Origin of the sequence: Streptomyces sp. LBL, from assembly GCF_029893585.1 — a bacterium.
Classification (GTDB): domain Bacteria; phylum Actinomycetota; class Actinomycetes; order Streptomycetales; family Streptomycetaceae; genus Streptomyces.
On the sequence record NZ_JARXYX010000005.1, the window covers coordinates 108,983 to 126,201 of the forward strand.

Annotated in this window: 30 protein-coding genes; all 30 read right to left on the reverse strand. The window is 66.0% G+C overall.

Annotated features, from left to right (window positions below; genetic code table 11):
- Nucleotides 1-18: 18 nt before the first annotated feature.
- On the reverse strand, nt 19-876 hold the full coding sequence (truA, locus tag M2271_RS07505) for a tRNA pseudouridine(38-40) synthase TruA (RefSeq protein ID WP_280886328.1): 858 nt from the start codon (nt 874-876) through the stop codon (nt 19-21).
- A 75-nt stretch (nt 877-951) separates the two neighbouring features.
- Nucleotides 952-1,440, reverse strand: a complete 489-nt coding sequence (gene rplQ, locus M2271_RS07510; RefSeq protein WP_280886329.1) for a 50S ribosomal protein L17 — start codon at nt 1,438-1,440, stop codon at nt 952-954.
- 163 nt (nt 1,441-1,603) lie between these two features.
- Nucleotides 1,604-2,626, reverse strand: a complete 1,023-nt coding sequence (locus M2271_RS07515; RefSeq protein WP_003966937.1) for a DNA-directed RNA polymerase subunit alpha — start codon at nt 2,624-2,626, stop codon at nt 1,604-1,606.
- A 155-nt stretch (nt 2,627-2,781) separates the two neighbouring features.
- Nucleotides 2,782-3,186, reverse strand: coding sequence for a 30S ribosomal protein S11 (rpsK, locus tag M2271_RS07520; protein WP_003956432.1), 405 nt, complete (start codon nt 3,184-3,186; stop codon nt 2,782-2,784).
- Nucleotides 3,187-3,250: 64 nt separating this feature from the next.
- Nucleotides 3,251-3,631 carry a 30S ribosomal protein S13 gene (rpsM, locus tag M2271_RS07525; protein WP_280886330.1) on the reverse strand — a complete coding sequence of 127 codons (381 nt, stop codon included), beginning with the start codon at nt 3,629-3,631 and terminating at the stop codon, nt 3,251-3,253.
- Between the two features lie 190 nt (nt 3,632-3,821).
- Nucleotides 3,822-3,935, reverse strand: a complete 114-nt coding sequence (gene rpmJ, locus M2271_RS07530; protein ID WP_003974245.1) for a 50S ribosomal protein L36 — start codon at nt 3,933-3,935, stop codon at nt 3,822-3,824.
- 59 nt (nt 3,936-3,994) lie between these two features.
- On the reverse strand, nt 3,995-4,216 hold the full coding sequence (gene infA / locus M2271_RS07535; RefSeq protein WP_003948620.1) for a translation initiation factor IF-1: 222 nt from the start codon (nt 4,214-4,216) through the stop codon (nt 3,995-3,997).
- A gap of 191 nt (nt 4,217-4,407) precedes the next feature.
- Nucleotides 4,408-5,244, reverse strand: coding sequence for a type I methionyl aminopeptidase (gene map / locus M2271_RS07540; RefSeq protein ID WP_280886331.1), 837 nt, complete (start codon nt 5,242-5,244; stop codon nt 4,408-4,410).
- 184 nt (nt 5,245-5,428) lie between these two features.
- Nucleotides 5,429-6,091 carry an adenylate kinase gene (locus M2271_RS07545; RefSeq protein ID WP_280886332.1) on the reverse strand — a complete coding sequence of 221 codons (663 nt, stop codon included), beginning with the start codon at nt 6,089-6,091 and terminating at the stop codon, nt 5,429-5,431.
- The gene (gene secY, locus M2271_RS07550; protein ID WP_280886333.1) at nt 6,091-7,404 is read right to left on the reverse strand and encodes a preprotein translocase subunit SecY; all 1,314 of its coding nucleotides are present in this window, start codon (nt 7,402-7,404) and stop codon (nt 6,091-6,093) included. The genes M2271_RS07545 and secY overlap by 1 nt, the downstream gene beginning before the upstream one ends.
- Nucleotides 7,405-7,648: 244 nt before the next feature.
- On the reverse strand, nt 7,649-8,104 hold the full coding sequence (rplO, locus tag M2271_RS07555) for a 50S ribosomal protein L15 (protein ID WP_280886334.1): 456 nt from the start codon (nt 8,102-8,104) through the stop codon (nt 7,649-7,651).
- Between the two features lie 2 nt (nt 8,105-8,106).
- Nucleotides 8,107-8,289: a 50S ribosomal protein L30 gene (rpmD, locus tag M2271_RS07560; RefSeq protein WP_280886335.1), complete on the reverse strand. Its 183-nt coding sequence runs from the start codon at nt 8,287-8,289 to the stop codon at nt 8,107-8,109.
- Nucleotides 8,289-8,897 carry a 30S ribosomal protein S5 gene (gene rpsE / locus M2271_RS07565; RefSeq protein WP_266435019.1) on the reverse strand — a complete coding sequence of 203 codons (609 nt, stop codon included), beginning with the start codon at nt 8,895-8,897 and terminating at the stop codon, nt 8,289-8,291. Before rpsE ends, rpmD begins: the two co-directional genes overlap by 1 nt.
- A 38-nt stretch (nt 8,898-8,935) precedes the next feature.
- The gene (gene rplR / locus M2271_RS07570) at nt 8,936-9,319 is read right to left on the reverse strand and encodes a 50S ribosomal protein L18 (RefSeq protein WP_053753923.1); all 384 of its coding nucleotides are present in this window, start codon (nt 9,317-9,319) and stop codon (nt 8,936-8,938) included.
- A 3-nt stretch (nt 9,320-9,322) separates the two neighbouring features.
- Nucleotides 9,323-9,862, reverse strand: coding sequence for a 50S ribosomal protein L6 (gene rplF, locus M2271_RS07575; protein ID WP_280886336.1), 540 nt, complete (start codon nt 9,860-9,862; stop codon nt 9,323-9,325).
- Between the two features lie 24 nt (nt 9,863-9,886).
- Nucleotides 9,887-10,285, reverse strand: a complete 399-nt coding sequence (gene rpsH / locus M2271_RS07580) for a 30S ribosomal protein S8 (protein WP_007384075.1) — start codon at nt 10,283-10,285, stop codon at nt 9,887-9,889.
- A gap of 265 nt (nt 10,286-10,550) precedes the next feature.
- The gene (locus tag M2271_RS07585; RefSeq protein ID WP_003948630.1) at nt 10,551-10,736 is read right to left on the reverse strand and encodes a type Z 30S ribosomal protein S14; all 186 of its coding nucleotides are present in this window, start codon (nt 10,734-10,736) and stop codon (nt 10,551-10,553) included.
- Between the two features lie 5 nt (nt 10,737-10,741).
- Nucleotides 10,742-11,299 (reverse strand): 50S ribosomal protein L5, encoded by a 558-nt coding sequence (gene rplE / locus M2271_RS07590; RefSeq protein ID WP_280886337.1) that lies wholly within the window; start codon nt 11,297-11,299, stop codon nt 10,742-10,744.
- Nucleotides 11,299-11,622, reverse strand: coding sequence for a 50S ribosomal protein L24 (rplX, locus tag M2271_RS07595; protein WP_280886338.1), 324 nt, complete (start codon nt 11,620-11,622; stop codon nt 11,299-11,301). Before rplX ends, rplE begins: the two co-directional genes overlap by 1 nt.
- A gap of 2 nt (nt 11,623-11,624) precedes the next feature.
- A complete protein-coding gene (gene rplN / locus M2271_RS07600) occupies nt 11,625-11,993 on the reverse strand; it encodes a 50S ribosomal protein L14 (RefSeq protein ID WP_280886339.1) in 369 nt (122 codons plus the stop codon).
- 131 nt (nt 11,994-12,124) lie between these two features.
- A complete protein-coding gene (rpsQ, locus tag M2271_RS07605; RefSeq protein WP_280886340.1) occupies nt 12,125-12,412 on the reverse strand; it encodes a 30S ribosomal protein S17 in 288 nt (95 codons plus the stop codon).
- The gene (gene rpmC / locus M2271_RS07610; protein ID WP_280878457.1) at nt 12,412-12,636 is read right to left on the reverse strand and encodes a 50S ribosomal protein L29; all 225 of its coding nucleotides are present in this window, start codon (nt 12,634-12,636) and stop codon (nt 12,412-12,414) included. Before rpmC ends, rpsQ begins: the two co-directional genes overlap by 1 nt.
- Complete coding sequence (gene rplP, locus M2271_RS07615; protein WP_006140905.1) at nt 12,636-13,055, reverse strand: 50S ribosomal protein L16; 420 nt, start codon at nt 13,053-13,055, stop codon at nt 12,636-12,638. Before rplP ends, rpmC begins: the two co-directional genes overlap by 1 nt.
- A gap of 5 nt (nt 13,056-13,060) precedes the next feature.
- Nucleotides 13,061-13,933 (reverse strand): 30S ribosomal protein S3, encoded by an 873-nt coding sequence (gene rpsC, locus M2271_RS07620; RefSeq protein ID WP_280886341.1) that lies wholly within the window; start codon nt 13,931-13,933, stop codon nt 13,061-13,063.
- Nucleotides 13,933-14,280 carry a 50S ribosomal protein L22 gene (gene rplV, locus M2271_RS07625; RefSeq protein ID WP_030619142.1) on the reverse strand — a complete coding sequence of 116 codons (348 nt, stop codon included), beginning with the start codon at nt 14,278-14,280 and terminating at the stop codon, nt 13,933-13,935. The genes rpsC and rplV overlap by 1 nt, the downstream gene beginning before the upstream one ends.
- A gap of 41 nt (nt 14,281-14,321) precedes the next feature.
- Entirely contained in the window at nt 14,322-14,603 is a 282-nt protein-coding gene (gene rpsS, locus M2271_RS07630; protein WP_030619138.1) for a 30S ribosomal protein S19, read from the reverse strand.
- 12 nt (nt 14,604-14,615) lie between these two features.
- Nucleotides 14,616-15,452, reverse strand: a complete 837-nt coding sequence (gene rplB, locus M2271_RS07635) for a 50S ribosomal protein L2 (protein WP_280886342.1) — start codon at nt 15,450-15,452, stop codon at nt 14,616-14,618.
- A gap of 38 nt (nt 15,453-15,490) precedes the next feature.
- A complete protein-coding gene (gene rplW / locus M2271_RS07640) occupies nt 15,491-15,910 on the reverse strand; it encodes a 50S ribosomal protein L23 (protein WP_280886343.1) in 420 nt (139 codons plus the stop codon).
- Nucleotides 15,910-16,566 carry a 50S ribosomal protein L4 gene (rplD, locus tag M2271_RS07645; RefSeq protein WP_280886344.1) on the reverse strand — a complete coding sequence of 219 codons (657 nt, stop codon included), beginning with the start codon at nt 16,564-16,566 and terminating at the stop codon, nt 15,910-15,912. Before rplD ends, rplW begins: the two co-directional genes overlap by 1 nt.
- 7 nt (nt 16,567-16,573) lie before the next feature.
- On the reverse strand, nt 16,574-17,218 hold the full coding sequence (gene rplC, locus M2271_RS07650; RefSeq protein WP_280886345.1) for a 50S ribosomal protein L3: 645 nt from the start codon (nt 17,216-17,218) through the stop codon (nt 16,574-16,576).
- Between the last annotated feature and the right edge of the window lies 1 nt (nt 17,219).

Below are 17,219 nucleotides of genomic sequence, written 5' to 3' on the forward strand. Positions count from 1 at the left end.
CACGGGCCCGGGGCCGGTTCAGCAGCAGCCGGCCCCGGGCAACGACCGCTTGTTCCGCGCCTCCTTGTTACGGGCGACGAGCAGGTGGTCGGCCGGGTAGCCGACCTCCTCCAGCGTCAGCCCGTGCGGCCGTACGACATGCACCGCGGAGTCCCGTACGCCGGCCGCGAGCACCTTGCCCGGCCAGTCCGGCCCGCGATGCCCGTCCCCCACGAACAGCAGCGCCCCGATGAGCGAGCGCACCATGTTGTGGCAGAAGGCGTCGGCGCGGACGGTGGCGGTGATGATCCCGTCGGCCCCTCGCTGAAGGCTCAGCTGCTGGAGCGTACGAATGGTGGTCGCGCCCTCCCGCCGCTTGCAGTAGGCGGCGAAGTCGTACTCCCCGAGCAGCCGCTCCGCGGCCTCGTTCATGGCGTCGACATCGAGCGGCCAGTCGTGCCAGAGGACGTGGCCCCGCAGCAGCGGGTCGACGCCGCCGGGGCTGTCGGTGACCCGGTACGCGTAGCGCCGCCAGATCGCCGAGAACCGCGCGTTGAAGCCGGCCGGGGCCTCGGTGAGGGACCACACCCGCACGTCCTTCGGCAGCCGCCCGGCGAGCCGCTTCAGCAGCTTCTCCCGGTGCTCGGCCCAGAGCTCCTCCGGCAGGTCCACGTGCGTCACCTGCCCGCGCGCGTGCACCCCGGCATCGGTCCGCCCCGCCACGGTCAGCTCGTACGTGGTGTCCTTCGACCGTGTGACGGTCCGCAGGGCGTCCTCGATCTCGCCCTGCACGGTCCGCCGTCCCCCGGCCTGCTTCGCCCACCCGGAGAACTCGGCCCCGTCGTAGGAGAGGTCCATCCGCACCCGTACGAACCCGGGCTGTACTTCGTCACTCACCCCTAGATCCTCTCAGCAACGCAAGAACGGGCCCGCCCCGCATGGGGGCGGACCCGCTCGACGCGAGGTGATACCTCAGGCGTCCTTCGACTCTGTGGCGTCCTCGGCCTCGTCGGCCTTGGTCACGTCGACCTTGGTCTCCTCCGCGTCCTTGGCGGCACGCTGGGTGGCGGCCTCGGCCTCACCCGTCGCCTGCTGCGCGACCGTCAGCGCCTCGACCAGCTCGATGACAGCCATGGGCGCGTTGTCGCCACGGCGGTTACCGATCTTGGTGATACGGGTGTAACCACCCGGACGGTTCTCGTAGCGCGGGCCGATCTCGGTGAAGAGCGTGTGCACGATGCTCTTGTCCGTGATCACCTGGAGCACCTGACGGCGGTTGTGAAGGTCGCCCTTCTTCGCCTTGGTGACCAGACGCTCGGCGTACGGACGCAGCCTGCGCGCCCTCGCCTCGGTGGTGGTGATACGGCCGTGCTCGAAGAGCGACTTCGCGAGGTTCGCGAGCAGCAGCTTCTGGTGCGCGGCACTGCCGCCCATACGGGCACCCTTGGTGGGCTTCGGCATGTCCTTCTCCTTGGTTTCTGCCCCGGCCGTGTGAGGTACCGGGGTCAGGACCCGGCGAGCGGTCGCTCACCGGCAACAACCAGCGCCCCCATAGGGGCGCGGGGAACTGCGCGACCAGCCATGACGGTCCCGCAGCCAAGAACCGGCAGTCGGTCCCGAGCTTTTAGTACTGCTCGGTCTCCACAAAACCGGCGTCCGCGTCGTCGTCGGCGCCGAAGGCGTCGGCGGCGGCGGTCGGGTCGAATCCGGGCGGGCTGTCCTTGAGCGCGAGGCCCATGCCGGCCAGCTTCGCCTTGACCTCGTCGATCGACTTCGCACCGAAGTTACGAATGTCGAGGAGGTCGGCCTCGGAACGAGCCACGAGCTCACCCACGGAGTGGATGCCCTCACGCTTGAGGCAGTTGTACGACCGAACGGTGAGCTCCAGCTCCTCGATCGGCAGCGCCAGATCAGCGGCCAGGGCGGCGTCCGTGGGGGACGGGCCCATGTCGATGCCCTCGGCGTCGATGTTCAGCTCACGAGCCAGACCGAACAGCTCGACCAGGGTCTTACCCGCCGACGCCATGGCGTCACGCGGACGCATGGCCTGCTTGGTCTCGACGTCGACGATCAGCTTGTCGAAGTCGGTGCGCTGCTCGACACGCGTGGCCTCGACCTTGTACGTGACCTTCAGCACCGGCGAGTAGATGGAGTCGACCGGGATACGACCGATCTCCTGGCCCACCTGCTTGTTCTGCACGGCGGAGACGTAACCACGGCCACGCTCGACCGTGAGCTCCATCTCCAGCTTGCCCTTGCCGTTGAGCGTGGCGAGGACGAGGTCGGGGTTGTGCACCTCGACACCGGCCGGGGGCGCGATGTCGGCGGCGGTGACCAGACCCGGGCCCTGCTTACGCAGGTACATCACGACCGGCTCGTCGTGCTCACTGCTCACGACCAGCTGCTTGATGTTGAGGATCAGGTCGGTGACGTCCTCCTTGACGCCCGGCACGGTGGTGAACTCGTGCAGAACGCCGTCGATGCGGATGGACGTGACCGCCGCACCCGGGATCGAGGAGAGGAGCGTACGACGCAGGGAGTTACCGAGGGTGTAGCCGAAGCCCGGCTCCAGCGGCTCGATCACGAACCGGGAGCGGAACTCGTCGACGACCTCTTCGGTCAGGGACGGACGCTGAGCGATCAGCATGTATGGATCAGATCCTTTTTTCGTGGACGCCCGCTATTTGACGCCCGACAAAACCGCACCTCAGAAGAGGCCGGGTATGGCAAGGGTACGGGCGATACGGCGCTTTTACGGCGCTGTACCGCCCGGAACCCGAAGACCGACGTACCGGCCGTGCGTCAGACGCGACGACGCTTGGGCGGACGGCAACCATTGTGCGGGGTGGGGGTGACGTCCTGGATGGAGCCGACCTCGAGACCGGTCGCCTGAAGCGAACGGATGGCCGTCTCACGACCCGAACCCGGGCCCTTGACGAACACGTCCACCTTGCGCATGCCGTGCTCCTGCGCGCGGCGGGCGGCCGACTCGGCGGCCATCTGCGCGGCGAAGGGGGTCGACTTGCGCGAGCCCTTGAAGCCGACGTGGCCGGCGGAGGCCCAGGAGATCACGTTGCCCGAGGGGTCCGTGATCGAGACGATGGTGTTGTTGAACGTGCTCTTGATGTGCGCGTGGCCATGAGCGACGTTCTTCTTTTCCTTGCGGCGCACCTTCTTGGCAGCGCCCTGACGACCCTTGGGGGGCATCTATATCTCCTACGGGAGGTGGTCGGTCCTTCAGCGAAGACCGTGGACAGAGGTCCGCTGTGGACTACTTCTTGCCCGGCTTCTTCTTGCCGGCGATGGCGCGACGCGGGCCCTTGCGGGTACGAGCGTTGGTGCTGGTGCGCTGACCGCGGACGGGCAGACCGCGACGGTGACGCAGACCCTGGTAGCAGCCGATCTCGACCTTGCGGCGGATGTCGGCCTGGACCTCGCGGCGGAGGTCACCCTCGGTCTTGAAGTTGTTGTCGACGTACTCGCGGATCGCGACGAGCTGCTCTTCAGAGAGGTCGCGAACGCGGGTGTTCGGGTCGATGCCGGTCTCGGCCAGCGTGAGCTGGGAAAGGGTCCGGCCGATGCCGAACACATAGGTCAGGGCGACCTCCACGCGCTTTTCACGCGGGATGTCAACACCGGAAACGCGTGCCATTCAATGGCTCCAGTTGATCTTCGGAGGTCTTCCACAGAACCTGTTCCCGACCGCCGTACCAGGTACGAACCGGGTCCCCGGCCTCCGAACCGGGGGTGTCGGGCGATCACTCGCCCGGGTCCTGCGTATGAACATGTTCAGCTCGCGTCGCGCGAATTTCTGCGGGTGCAGAGGGTGGTGCTGTGTGCGATCAGCCCTGGCGCTGCTTGTGGCGCGGGTTGTCGCAGATGACCATGACCCGGCCGTGACGGCGGATCACCCTGCACTTGTCGCAGATCTTCTTGACGCTCGGCTTGACCTTCATAGGTGAGGTTCTCCGGGTCAGTTGCCGACGGCCCCGCTCACACGGGACCTGGGCAAGATCTACTTGTAGCGGTAGACGATCCGGCCACGCGTCAGGTCGTACGGAGACAGCTCCACCACGACCCGGTCGTCAGGGAGGATGCGGATGTAGTGCATACGCATCTTGCCGCTGATGTGTGCCAGGACCTGGTGGCCGTTCTGGAGCTCAACCTTGAACATGGCGTTCGGAAGAGACTCGACGACAGTGCCCTCGATCTCGATGGCACCTTGCTTCTTGGCCACGCTTCGCCCTTCGAATCGACTACCTTGATCGACTCTCTTTGCTTCCCTTACGGGAGCATGCGGACATGCGGGTGCACGAGAGCCGACGAGTCAGTCTACGTCAGCACACCCGGAAAGACGAATCGTGGAAGTCTGCCCTGCACCGAAGATTCCTAAGCACCTGGCGCCCGGGTATCAGCCTGACGAGTGGATCAGGCAAGAGGATCCGGTGCCGCCGTCACGCCGTGCTCGGCCAGCTTCGCCCTGCCGCCGTCCGGAGCCGTCAGGACCAGCGGGCCCTCCTCGGTCAGGGCGACCGAGTGCTCCCAGTGGGACGACCAGGTGCCGTCGGTCGTGATGACCGTCCAGTCGTCCGGAAGGACCTCCGTCCTCGGGGTGCCCAGGGAGACCATCGGCTCGATGGCGAGGCAGAAGCCGGGGACGAGCTTGGGGCCCTTGCCGCGGCGACGGTCGACATAGTTCAGAAGGTGCGGGTCCATGTGCATCTCGGTGCCGATGCCGTGGCCGCCGTAGTCCTCGATGATGCCGTAGCGGCCGCCGCCGGGCTTGGGCTGGCGGCGGATGTACGTCTCGACGGCCCTCGACACGTCCACCAGGCGGTTGCCCTGCTTCATCGCCGCGATACCGGCCCACATCGACTCCTCGGTCACCCGGGAGAGCTCGATCAGCTCCGGCGCGTGACCCGAGCCCACGAAGGCTGTGTAGGCCGCGTCGCCGTGCCAGCCGTCGATGATCGCGCCGCAGTCGATGGAGATGATGTCCCCGTCCTTGAGGACCACCTCGTCGGAGGGGATGCCGTGCACGACGACCTCGTTCACGGACGTGCAGATGGTCGCCGGGAACCCGCCGTAGCCCAGGAAGTTCGGCTTCGCGTTGTGCTCGGCCAGCACCTTGCGCGCGACCTGGTCCAGGTCCCTGGTCGTGGCCCCGGGCACCGCGGCCTCACGGGTCGCCGCGTGGATGGCGGCCACGACCAGCCCCGCCTCACGCATCGTGGCGATCTGCTCGGGGGTCTTGATCTGCACCATGGCGGCGAAAGCCTTTCTTGGACCGGAAGGGGGACGGGCGCCATCAACGATACGGGCACCCACGCAGCAGCCGCGGCCCCCTCGAAAGGGAACCGCGGCTGCGACGACGTACGAAGAACAGCTCCGGAAACCGCTGGCAGGAACCGACTGCGCGAACGGCTGCGGAACCCGACCGCGAAGACCGCTACGCGGCGTGGTCCTCGCGCTTGAGCGCCTCCATGGCACGCGCGGTGACGTCCTCCACCTTGCCGAGCGCGGAGATCGTGACCACCAGGCCCTGCGCCTTGTAGTAGTCGATGATCGGCTCGGTCTGCGTGTGGTAGACCTCCAGCCGCTTACGGACGGTCTCCTCGGAGTCGTCGTCGCGCTGGTACAACTCCCCGCCGCAGACGTCGCAGACGCCTTCCTTCTTCGGCGGCTTGTACGTCGCGTGGAAGACGTGCGCCGACTTGTTGCGGCAGGTGCGGCGGCCGGCGATGCGCTTGACGACCTCTTCCTCGGGGACCTCCAGGTCCAGCACGCCGTCCAGCTTCATGCCCTCGGACTGCAGCATCTCGTCCAGCGCCTCGGCCTGCGACACGTTCCGCGGGAAGCCGTCCAGCAGGAAGCCGTTCTCCGCGTCGGGCTGCTCCATGCGGTCCTTGGCCATCCCGATGGTGACCTCGTCCGGGACCAGGTTGCCCGCGTCCATATAGGACTTCGCCAGTTTGCCGAGTTCCGTCTGCTTGCTGATGTTGGCCCGGAACAGGTCGCCCGTGGAGATGTGCGGGATCGACAGGTTCTTGGCCAGGAACGCGGCCTGCGTTCCCTTACCGGCGCCCGGCGGCCCGACGAGGACGATACGCATCAGCGGAGGAACCCTTCGTAATTGCGCTGCTGGAGCTGGCTCTCAATCTGCTTCACCGTCTCGAGACCGACACCCACGATGATCAGGATGCTGGTACCGCCGAACGGGAAGTTCTGGCTTGCCCCGAAGCCGACCAACGCCATCATTGGTACGAGAGCGATCAGGCCCAGATACAGCGAACCCGGCCAGGTGATCCGGTTGAGTACGTACGACAGGTACTCAGCGGTCGGTCGGCCAGCCCGGATGCCCGGGATGAAGCCACCATACTTCTTCATGTTGTCGGCGACTTCCTCGGGGTTGAAGGAGATCGCCACGTAGAAGAACGCGAAGAACACGATGAGCAAGAAGTACAACGTGATGTAGATCGGGTGGTCGCCCTTGACGAGATGAGTCTCGATCCAGGTCTTCCAGCCCGACGTACCGCTGGAGAACTGCGCGACCAGAGCCGGGATGTAGAGCAGCGACGACGCGAAGATGACGGGGATCACACCCGCCTGGTTCACCTTCAACGGGATGTACGTCGAGGTACCGCCGTAGGAACGGCGGCCGATCATCCGCTTCGCGTACTGGACCGGGATCCGGCGCTGGGCCTGCTCGACGAAGACCACCAGGCCGACCATGACCAGGCCGACCGCGATGACCGTGCCGAACTCGATCCAGCCGCCCGCCAGGGTGCCCTGCTTCTTGATGGCCCACAGCGCGGACGGGAAGGTCGCGGCGATCGAGATGAACATCAGGATCGACATGCCGTTGCCGATGCCGCGGTCCGTGATGAGCTCACCGAGCCACATCACGACGGCGGTGCCGGCGGTCATGCAGATGACCATGACGATGGTGGTGAAGATCGCGCGGTCCGGGACGATGCTTCCGGCGACCTGGCAGCCGCTGAACAGCGCCCCGCTGCGGGCGGTGGCGACCAGGCCGGTGCCCTGCAGGATGGCGAGCGCCACCGTCAGATACCGCGTGTACTGCGTGATCTTCGTGGTGCCGGCCTGTCCCTCCTTCTTGAGGGCCTCCAGACGCGGGATCACGACGGTCAGCAGCTGCAGAATGATGCTCGCGGTGATGTACGGCATGATGCCCAGCGCGAAGATGGTGATCTGGAGCAGCGCTCCACCGCTGAACATGTTGACCAGACCGAAGAGTCCCTGGTTCGCGGACGCCTCGTCCATACACTGCTGGACGGCCGTGTAGTCGACGCCCGGGATCGGCACGTGGGTACCCATCCGGTAGACCACGATGATGCCGAGCGTGAAGAGCAGCTTCTTGCGCAGGTCGGGCGTCTTGAACGCCCGGGCGAACGCGGTGAGCACGGTGCCTCCTGCGACCCCCGCGCAACTGCGTCAAGGGTGACGGTCTTGAAGGTCCAATAGGAACGACGACATGTGTAACGGTTGACTGCCGCCCAAGGTGCCTCATGGGAAGCATCTTGTGAAAGTAGGCAGTCCAAGCCACCTTACCGGCGAGACTGCCCCCGTGGAACGACCAACCGGGGATACCCCATTTGTGGGATATCCCCGGTCGGGATCGCTCAAGTCATCGAGACGCCTGAGGGATTCAGATGAGCTCGGTGACGGTACCGCCGGCGGCGGTGATCTTCTCCTTGGCGGAGCCGGAGACGGCGTCGACCGTCACCTGCAGCGCCACGGAGATCTCGCCCTGGCCGAGGACCTTGACGAGGCTGTTCTTGCGAACGGCACCCTTGGTCACGAGGTCCTCGACGGTGACCTCGCCACCCTCGGGGTACAGCGCGCCCAGCTTGTCGAGGTTCACGACCTGGTACTCGGTCTTGAACGGGTTCCTGAAGCCCTTGAGCTTCGGAAGACGCATGTGGAGGGGCATCTGCCCGCCCTCGAAGCGCTCCGGAACCTGGTAACGGGCCTTTGTGCCCTTGGTACCACGACCTGCCGTCTTACCCTTCGACGCCTCACCACGACCCACACGGGTCTTGGCGGTCTTGGCGCCCGGGGCGGGACGGAGGTTGTGGATCTTGAGCGGGCTGTTCTCCGCCATGATCAGTCGACCTCCTCGACCGTCACGAGGTGGCGGACGGTGTGCACCATGCCGCGGAACTCGGGACGATCCTCCTTGACGACCTGCGTGTTGATGCCCTTGAGACCAAGGGAGCGCAGGGTGTCACGGTGGTTCTGCTTGCTGCCGATGTACGACTTCTTCTGCGTGATCTTGAGCTGTGCCATTACGCAGCACCAGCCCCGGCACGCGCACGCAGCAGAGCCGCGGGAGCGACGTCCTCGAGCGGCAGGCCACGGCGGGCCGCGACCTCCTCGGGACGCTGCAGGCCCTTCAGAGCCGCCACGGTCGCGTGCACGATGTTGATCGCGTTCGACGAGCCGAGCGACTTCGACAGGATGTCGTGGATACCGGCGCACTCGAGCACGGCACGCACCGGGCCACCGGCGATAACGCCGGTACCGGGGGACGCGGGCTTGAGCAGCACGACGCCGGCAGCCTTCTCACCCGTGATCGGGTGCGGGATGGTGCCCTGGATACGGGGGACCTTGAAGAAGTGCTTCTTGGCCTCCTCAACACCCTTGGCGATGGCGGCCGGCACCTCCTTGGCCTTGCCGTAACCGACACCCACGGTGCCGTCACCATCGCCTACCACGACCAGCGCGGTGAAGCTGAAGCGACGACCACCCTTCACAACCTTGGCGACGCGGTTGATCGCGACAACGCGCTCAACGTACGCGGTCTTCTCGGCGGCAGATGCGCCGCCGTCACGGCCCTTCCGGTCCCGCCGCTCGCCGCCACCGGCACCGCTTCCACGGCGCTGGGGTCCAGCCATTGGATTACCTCTCTCTTTCCGCTAGCTACGGAAGCGGCTCAGAACTTGAGCCCGGCTTCGCGGGCGGCGTCCGCCAGGGCGGCGATGCGCCCGGCGTACTGGTTGCCACCACGGTCGAATACGACGGCCTCGACACCGGCGGCCTTGGCGCGCTCGGCGACCAGAGCGCCGACCTGCTTGGCCTGAGCCGACTTGTCACCCTCAGCACCGCGGATCGAGGTGTCCAGGGTGGACGCCGACGCAAGGGTGTGGCCCTTGAGGTCGTCGATCACCTGGGCCACGATGTGGCGGTTCGAGCGGGTAACGACCAGACGAGGACGCTCCGCCGTACCGTTGATCGACTTGCGGATCCGGATGTGGCGGCGCTTGATCGCGGCGCGCTTGTAGGCGTCGCCCTTGAGGATCTTCTGTCCGTATGCCATGGCTTACTTACCCGCCTTTCCGACCTTGCGGCGGATGACTTCGCCCTCGTACTTGACGCCCTTGGCCTTGTACGGGTCGGGCTTGCGCAGCTTGCGGATGTTGGCCGCAACCTCGCCAACCTTCTGCTTGTCGATGCCCTCGACCGAGAAGCGGGTCGGGTTCTCCACCTTGAAGGTGATTCCCTCGGGCGCCTCGACAGTGATGGAGTGGCTGTAGCCGAGCGCGAACTCGAGGTTCGATCCCTTGGCCGCGACGCGGTAACCGACACCGCTGATTTCGAGCTTCTTCACGTAACCCTGGGTCACGCCGGTGATCATGTTCGCCACCAGCGTGCGGGACAGGCCGTGCAGGGCCTTGTTCTGACGCTCGTCGTTGGGGCGGGTGACATTGAGAATGCCGTCCTCACCCTTGGCGATCTCGATCGGCGCCGCCACGGTGTGGGAGAGCGAGCCCTTGGGGCCCTTCACCGAAACCGTACGGCCGTCGATGGTGACGTCCACGCCGGCGGGAACCGTGATGGGGAGCTTGCCAATGCGCGACATAGCTGTTTCCTCCGTTCCCTTCCGCTACCAGACGTAGGCGAGGACTTCTCCGCCTACGCCCTTCTTGCCGGCCTGCTTGTCGGTGAGGAGCCCGTGCGACGTGGAGATGATCGCCACGCCGAGGCCGCCGAGCACCTTCGGCAGGTTGGTGGACTTCGCGTACACCCGGAGACCGGGCTTGGAGATCCGCTTGATGCCCGCGATGGAGCGCTCACGGTTGGGGCCGAACTTCAGCTCCAGGACGAGGTTCTTGCCGACCTCGGCGTCCTCGACCTTCCAGCCCGTGATGAAGCCCTCCTGCTGGAGGATCTCCGCGATGTGAGACTTGATCTTCGATGCCGGCATCGTCACGGAGTCGTGGTATGCCGAGTTCGCGTTTCGCAGACGCGTAAGCATGTCTGCGATCGGATCAGTCATGGTCATGAATTGGCCTTCGGCCTCTCTCGCCGGGGTTTCCTGGTGCGCCATCCCTCTCCCCGATCCGAGACGGGACGGGTGCGGCGCGGTGGACCTACGGCGTAGTAAGTCGTATGGGCGTCCAGGCGCCCAACCCTCCTAGCCTAAGCCATGGAGGGGTGGGCACCTGACACCACCCTTTACTTACCGAGAGTTCCTGAAATCACAGTCCGGTCTGTCGGCCCGAAGGGCCGCCCTTGAGGGGCGGTGGCCGGGCGACGGGTGGACAGGACTACCAGGAGCTCTTGGTCACGCCCGGCAGCTCGCCACGGTGGGCCATCTCACGAAGGCACACGCGGCACAGGCCGAACTTGCGGTACACGGAGTGCGGACGGCCGCAGCGCTGGCAGCGCGTGTAGCCACGTACACCGAACTTGGGCTTACGAGCAGCCTTGGCAATCAGAGCCTTCTTCGCCATCTCGCTCACGCCTCCTTGAAGGGGAAGCCGAGGTGACGAAGGAGCGCCCGGCCCTCAGCGTCGTTGGTCGCCGTGGTCACCACGGTGATGTCCATACCCCGGGTGCGGTCGATCTTGTCCTGGTCGATCTCGTGGAACATGACCTGCTCGGTGAGACCAAAGGTGTAGTTGCCACGGCCGTCGAACTGCTTGGGGGACAGGCCGCGGAAGTCGCGGATGCGCGGAAGCGCCAGCGACAGGGTGCGGTCCAGGAACTCCCACATGCGGTCGCCACGGAGCGTGACGTGGGCACCGATCGGCTGGCCCTCACGCAGCTTGAACTGCGCGATGGACTTACGGGCCTTGGTGACGGCCGGCTTCTGACCGGTGATCGTGGTGAGGTCGCGAATCGCGCCGTCGATCAGCTTGGAGTCGCGGGCGGCGTCGCCCACACCCATGTTGACCACGATCTTGACGAGACCGGGGATCTGCATGACGTTCTCGTACTTGAACTCGTCACGCAGCTTGCCCGCGATCTCCTCGCGGTACTTCGTCTTCAGACGCGGAGTGGTGGTGGTAGTCATCAGATGTCCTCACCCGTCCGCTTGGCAACGCGGATCTTGTTGCCTTCGTCGTCGAAGCGGTAGCCGACGCGGGTCACGACCTTGTTGCCGTCCTTCTCCACGACCAGCTGAACATTGCTGACGTGGATCGGGGCCTCGGTGGTCACGATCCCGCCGGCCTGCGAACCGCGAGCGGTCGGACCGGCCTTGGTGTGCTTCTTGACCCGGTTGACACCCTCGACCAGGACACGGTCCTCACGGGGGAAGGCCGCGATGACCTTGCCCTGCTTGCCCCTGTCCTTACCGGTGATGACCTGGACCAGGTCGCCCTTCTTGATCTTCATGCTTACAGCACCTCCGGCGCGAGAGAGATGATCTTCATGAACTTCTTCTCGCGCAGCTCACGACCGACGGGGCCGAAGATACGGGTGCCGCGAGGGTCGCCGTCGTTCTTCAGAATGACGGCGGCGTTCTCGTCGAAGCGGATGTACGAGCCGTCCGGACGGCGGCGCTCCTTGACGGTGCGAACGATGACCGCCTTGACGACGTCACCCTTCTTCACGTTGGCGCCGGGGATCGCGTCCTTGACGGTGGCGACGATGACGTCACCGATGCCCGCGTAGCGGCGACCGGAGCCACCGAGCACACGGATGCAAAGGATTTCCTTCGCACCAGTGTTGTCGGCGACACGCAGTCGCGACTCCTGCTGGATCACGTCTATCTCCTGATTGTCTGCCGGTTCCCGGCGAGCTCCGCACATGACTTACGGAGCTCGCCGAGCCTGGCGGAACTGTCCTGCGGGTCTGCCCGCAGGCGGTTTCTTTGGAATTCGCTTGCGCGAATTACCTACTTGGCCTTCTCGAGGATCTCGACGACGCGCCAGCGCTTCGTCGCGGACAGCGGCCGGGTCTCCATGAGGAGGACACGGTCGCCGACACCCGCGGCGTTCTGCTCGTCGTGCGCCTTGAGCTTGTTCGTACGGCGGATGACCTTGCCGTACAGCGCGTGCTTGACGCGGTCCTCGACGGCGACGACGACAGTCTTGTCCATCTTGTCGCCGACGACGAGACCCTCACGGGTCTTGCGGAAGCCACGGGCCCCTGCAGTCTGCTCAGTCACGTTGTTCTCACTCATCAGGCGCTCTCCACCGTCTCGATGCCCAGCTCGCGCTCACGCATCAGGGTGTAGATCCGCGCGATGTCCTTACGGACGGCCTTGAGCCGACCGTGGTTCTCGAGCTGGCCCGTCGCCGCCTGGAAGCGGAGGTTGAACAGCTCTTCCTTGGCTTCGCGGAGCTTGTTCAGAAGCTCCTCGTCACCCAGTTCGCGCAGCTCGGACGCCTTGGTACCGACCGACATCACGCTTCACCTGCCTCGCGCTTGACGATCCGGCACTTCATCGGCAGCTTGTGGGCTGCGCGAGTGAGGGCCTCACGGGCGATCTTTTCGTTGGGGTAGGACAGCTCGAACATGACGCGTCCCGGGTGCACGTTCGCGATCCACCACTCCGGCGAACCCTTACCGGAACCCATGCGGGTCTCGGCGGGCTTCTTCGTGAGCGGGCGGTCCGGGTAGATGTTGATCCAGACCTTGCCGCCACGCTTGATGTGGCGGGTCATCGCGATACGGGCCGCTTCGATCTGACGGTTGGTCACGTACGCCGGCGTGAGGGCCTGGATGCCGTACTCGCCGAACGAGACCGTCGTACCACCCTTGGCCTGACCACGGCGCTTCGGGTGGTGCTGCTTGCGGTGCTTGACCCTACGAGGGATCAGCATGTCGGTCAGGCCTCCGTTCCAGTGCTCTCAGCCGGAGCGGCAGCGGCGGCGGGAGCCTCGGCCTTGGGGGCCTCGGCCGGCTGCTGCTGGCCGCTCTGGGCCCCCTGCTGCTGCGGCTTGCGGCCACGGCCGCCACGCTCGCCACCACGGCCACCACCACGGGCCGGGCGGTCGCCGCCGCCGCCACCGGTACCACCACGGGCCGGGCGGTTACCCGCACGGGCCGCAGCGTTCTCGGCGCGGACCTCGGCGATGTTCTTGACGTCGCCCTTGTAGATCCAGACCTTCACACCGATGCGGCCGAAGGTCGTCTTGGCCTCGAAGAAGCCGTAGTCCACGTTCGCGCGGAGCGTGTGCAGGGGCACACGGCCCTCGCGGTAGAACTCCGAGCGGGACATCTCGGCGCCACCGAGGCGGCCACCGCACTGGATCTTGATGCCCTTGGCGCCGGCCTTCATCGTGCCCTGCATGCTCTTACGCATGGCGCGACGGAAGGAGACGCGGGAGGAGAGCTGCTCGGCGACGGCCTGAGCAACCAGCTGAGCGTCCGTCTCGGGGCTCTTGACCTCGAGGATGTTCAGCTGGACCTGCTTGCCCGTGAGCTTCTCGAGGTCACCGCGGATGCGGTCGGCCTCGGCGCCACGGCGGCCGATGACGATGCCCGGACGGGCCGTGTGGATGTCCACACGGACGCGGTCACGGGTGCGCTCGATCTCCACCTTCGAGATGCCGGCGCGCTCCATGCCGGACGTCATCATCCGACGGATGGCGACGTCTTCCTTGACGTAGTCCTTGTACAGCTTGTCGGCGTACCAACGCGACTTGAAGTCGGTGGTGATACCGAGCCGGAACCCATGCGGGTTAACCTTCTGGCCCATTACCGGGTTCCTTCCTTGCTGCTGACGACCACGGTGATGTGGCTGGTCCGCTTGCGGATCCGGTAGGCGCGGCCCTGCGCACGCGGACGGAACCGCTTCAGGGTCGGACCCTCGTCGACATACGCCTCGGAGATGACGAGGCTGTCGGCGTCGGTGTGGTCGTAGTTGTGTGCGGCGTTGGCAATGGCGCTGTCCAGCACCTTGCCGACCGGCACGCTCGCGGCCTGCGGGGCGAAACGCAGGACCGCCTGAGCCTCCGTGGCGTCCATGCCACGGATAAGGTCCACCACGCGGCGGGCCTTCATGGGCGTGACGCGGATGTACCGCGCCTGGGCCCTGGCTTCCATGGTTGTCCTTCCAGTGTCTGTCATGGTCATTCCACCCCGCGTTAGCGGCGCTTCGACTTCCGGTCGTCCTTGACGTGACCCCGGAAGGTGCGCGTCGGCGAGAACTCGCCGAGCTTGTGGCCGACCATCGACTCGGTGACAAACACCGGAATGTGGGTCTTGCCGTTGTGCACCGCGATCGTGTGGCCCAGCATGGCCGGGACGATCATCGAGCGACGGGACCAGGTCTTGATGACGTTCTTGGAACCCGCTTCGTTCTGGACATCCACCTTCTTGATCAGGTGGTCGTCGACGAAGGGCCCCTTCTTGAGACTGCGCGGCATCTAAACCCGCTCCTAGCGCTTCTTGTTCGTCTTGCGGCGGCGGACGATGTACTTGTTCGAAGCCTTCTTCGGCGAACGAGTACGACCCTCCTTCTGACCCCACGGGGAGACCGGGTGGCGACCACCGGAGGTCTTGCCCTCACCACCACCGTGCGGGTGGTCAACCGGGTTCATCGCCACACCGCGAACGGTCGGGCGGACGCCCAGCCAGCGCTTGCGGCCGGCCTTGCCCCAGTTGATGTTGCTCTGCTCGGCGTTACCGACCTCGCCGACCGTGGCGCGGCAGCGCTGGTCGACCAGCCGGATCTCACCGGACGGCATGCGGAGGTGGGCCATGGTGCCCTCCTTCGCGAGCAGCTGCACCGAGGCGCCGGCGGAGCGGGCGAACTTGGCGCCGCCACCGGGACGGATCTCGATCGCGTGGATCGTGGTACCGACCGGGATGTTGCGGAGGGCCAGGTTGTTGCCCGGCTTGATGTCGGCCCCGGGACCGTTCTCGACGCGGTCACCCTGCTGCAGGTTGCGCGGGGCGAGGATGTAGCGCTTCTCGCCGTCCACGTAGTGCAGCAGCGCGATACGCGCGGTGCGGTTGGGGTCGTACTCGATGTGCGCGACCTTCGCCGGCACGCCGTCCTTGTCGTGACGACGGAAGTCGATCACGCGGTAGGCGCGCTTGTGTCCGCCACCCTGGTGGCGAACGGTCACACGACCGGCGTTGTTACGGCCGCCCTTGCTGTGCAGCGGGCGGACCAGCGACTTCTCCGGCGTGGACCGCGTGACCTCGACGAAGTCGGCGACGCTCGAGCCACGACGGCCCGGCGTAGTCGGCTTGTACTTGCGGATTCCCATTTCTCAGTCCTCGTCCGATATCGGACGATCCGACCCGCTTACGCGGTCGGACCGCCGAAGATGTCGATACGGTCGCCCTCAGCGAGGGTCACAATCGCGCGCTTGGAGCCGGCACGCTGACCGAAGCCGGTCTTGGTGCGCTTGCGCTTACCGATGCGGTTGATCGTGTTGACCCCGGTGACCTTGACCGAGAAGACCGCCTGGACGGCCTGCTTGATCTGGGTCTTGTTAGAGCCCGGGGCGACGATGAACGTGTACTTGCCCTCGTCGAGAAGCGCGTAGCTCTTCTCGGAGACGACCGGCTTGAGCAGCACGTCACGGGGGTCCGTGAAGGACTTGCTCAGCGGGGTCTCGACGGTGTTCTTGCCCTCGGTGGCGTGGCGACGCGCCTTGGCGACGCGCGCGGCCTTGGCCGCCTTGGCCGCCTTGGAGGCGATGGAGGGGTGACGGATAGCCATCAGACCTCGCTCCCTTCGGTGTCGTTGGCCTTCGGGCCGGACACGAAGGACTCGAAAGCGGCCTGGGTGAAGACCACGTCGTCCGAGACGAGAACGTCGTACGTGTTCAGCTGGCCCGGCTCCAGGATGTGGACCTGGGGCAGATTGCGGGCGGACAGCCACGCGGCCTCATCGGCGCGGTCGACGACCAGGAGCAGGTTGTTGCGCTCCGAGATCTTGCCGAACAGCGTCTTGGCGGACTTCGTCGACGGGTTCTCACCCTCGACGACGCCGGAGACGACGTGGATGCGGTTGTGACGGGCCCGGTCGGTGAGGGCGTGACGCAGGGCCGCCGCCTTCATCTTCTTCGGGGTCCGCTGCGAGTAGTCACGCGGCTGCGGGCCGTGGACGACGCCACCGCCGGCGAACTGCGGCGCGCGGGTCGAACCCTGGCGCGCACGGCCGGTGCCCTTCTGACGGTAAGGCTTCTTACCGCCACCACGGACTTCACCGCGACGCTTGGTCTTGTGCGTGCCCTGACGGGCAGCGGCGTTCTGCGCGACGACGACCTGGTGGAGCAGCGGGATGCTGATCTTCTCAACGCCGAAGATCTCCGCGGGGAGCTCGACGCTACCGGTCTTCTCGCCTGCAGGCGAAAGGATGTCAACAGTGCTCATCGGTACCTCAGGCCCCCTTGGCCGCAGTGCGGACCAGGACGAGGCCGCCGTTCGGACCGGGGATGGCTCCCTTGATGAGGAGCAGTCCCTTCTCCGCGTCAACAGCATGGACGGTCAGGTTCTGGGTGGTGACCCGCTCGTTACCCATACGGCCCGCCATGCGCATGCCCTTGAAGACACGGCCGGGGGTGGCACAGCCACCGATGGAGCCGGGAGAGCGGTGCTTGCGCTGGGTGCCGTGACCGGCGCCGAGGCCCTTGAAGTTGTGACGCTTCATGACACCGGCGAAGCCCTTGCCCTTGCTCTTGCCGGTCACGTCGACCTTCACGCCGGCCTCGAACACCTCAGCGGTGATCTCCTGGCCGAGCGCGTACTCGGAGGCGGCCGCGGTGCGGATCTCGACGAGGTGGCGACGGGGGGTGACGTCGGCCTTGGCGAAGTGACCCTTGAGGGGCTTGTTCACCTTGCGCGGGTCGATCTCGCCGAAGGCGATCTGGACCGACTCGTAGCCGTCACTGTCATTCGTACGGACCTGGGTCACGACGTTCGGGCCGGCCTTGACGACGGTGACCGGGACGACACGGTTGTTCGCGTCCCACACCTGCGTCATGCCGAGCTTCTCGCCCAGGATGCCCTTGATCTGCTTAGCCATT

Bases quoted from the DNA above. Each gene is read 5' to 3' on its own strand.
- rplQ (WP_280886329.1), bottom strand. From the start codon at position 1,440: ATGCCGAAGCCCACCAAGGGTGCCCGTATGGGCGGCAGTGCCGCGCAC.
- M2271_RS07515 (WP_003966937.1), bottom strand. From the start codon at position 2,626: ATGCTGATCGCTCAGCGTCCGTCCCTGACCGAAGAGGTCGTCGACGAG.
- rpsK (WP_003956432.1), bottom strand. From the start codon at position 3,186: ATGCCCCCCAAGGGTCGTCAGGGCGCTGCCAAGAAGGTGCGCCGCAAG.
- rpsM (WP_280886330.1), bottom strand. From the start codon at position 3,631: ATGGCACGCGTTTCCGGTGTTGACATCCCGCGTGAAAAGCGCGTGGAG.
- rpmJ (WP_003974245.1), bottom strand. From the start codon at position 3,935: ATGAAGGTCAAGCCGAGCGTCAAGAAGATCTGCGACAAGTGCAGGGTG.
- map (WP_280886331.1), bottom strand. From the start codon at position 5,244: ATGGTGCAGATCAAGACCCCCGAGCAGATCGCCACGATGCGTGAGGCG.
- M2271_RS07545 (WP_280886332.1), bottom strand. From the start codon at position 6,091: ATGCGTATCGTCCTCGTCGGGCCGCCGGGCGCCGGTAAGGGAACGCAG.
- rplO (WP_280886334.1), bottom strand. From the start codon at position 8,104: ATGGCGGAGAACAGCCCGCTCAAGATCCACAACCTCCGTCCCGCCCCG.
- rpmD (WP_280886335.1), bottom strand. From the start codon at position 8,289: ATGGCACAGCTCAAGATCACGCAGAAGAAGTCGTACATCGGCAGCAAG.
- rpsE (WP_266435019.1), bottom strand. From the start codon at position 8,897: ATGGCTGGACCCCAGCGCCGTGGAAGCGGTGCCGGTGGCGGCGAGCGG.
- rplR (WP_053753923.1), bottom strand. From the start codon at position 9,319: ATGGCATACGGACAGAAGATCCTCAAGGGCGACGCCTACAAGCGCGCC.
- rplF (WP_280886336.1), bottom strand. From the start codon at position 9,862: ATGTCGCGCATTGGCAAGCTCCCCATCACGGTTCCCGCCGGCGTGGAC.
- rpsH (WP_007384075.1), bottom strand. From the start codon at position 10,285: ATGACCATGACTGATCCGATCGCAGACATGCTTACGCGTCTGCGAAAC.
- M2271_RS07585 (WP_003948630.1), bottom strand. From the start codon at position 10,736: ATGGCGAAGAAGGCTCTGATTGCCAAGGCTGCTCGTAAGCCCAAGTTC.
- rplE (WP_280886337.1), bottom strand. From the start codon at position 11,299: ATGACTACCACCACCACTCCGCGTCTGAAGACGAAGTACCGCGAGGAG.
- rplX (WP_280886338.1), bottom strand. From the start codon at position 11,622: ATGAAGATCAAGAAGGGCGACCTGGTCCAGGTCATCACCGGTAAGGAC.
- rpsQ (WP_280886340.1), bottom strand. From the start codon at position 12,412: ATGAGTGAGAACAACGTGACTGAGCAGACTGCAGGGGCCCGTGGCTTC.
- rpmC (WP_280878457.1), bottom strand. From the start codon at position 12,636: ATGTCGGTCGGTACCAAGGCGTCCGAGCTGCGCGAACTGGGTGACGAG.
- rplP (WP_006140905.1), bottom strand. From the start codon at position 13,055: ATGCTGATCCCTCGTAGGGTCAAGCACCGCAAGCAGCACCACCCGAAG.
- rpsC (WP_280886341.1), bottom strand. From the start codon at position 13,933: ATGGGCCAGAAGGTTAACCCGCATGGGTTCCGGCTCGGTATCACCACC.
- rplV (WP_030619142.1), bottom strand. From the start codon at position 14,280: ATGGAAGCCAGGGCCCAGGCGCGGTACATCCGCGTCACGCCCATGAAG.
- rpsS (WP_030619138.1), bottom strand. From the start codon at position 14,603: ATGCCGCGCAGTCTCAAGAAGGGGCCCTTCGTCGACGACCACCTGATC.
- rplB (WP_280886342.1), bottom strand. From the start codon at position 15,452: ATGGGAATCCGCAAGTACAAGCCGACTACGCCGGGCCGTCGTGGCTCG.
- rplW (WP_280886343.1), bottom strand. From the start codon at position 15,910: ATGGCTATCCGTCACCCCTCCATCGCCTCCAAGGCGGCCAAGGCGGCC.
- rplD (WP_280886344.1), bottom strand. From the start codon at position 16,566: ATGAGCACTGTTGACATCCTTTCGCCTGCAGGCGAGAAGACCGGTAGC.
- rplC (WP_280886345.1), bottom strand. From the start codon at position 17,218: ATGGCTAAGCAGATCAAGGGCATCCTGGGCGAGAAGCTCGGCATGACG.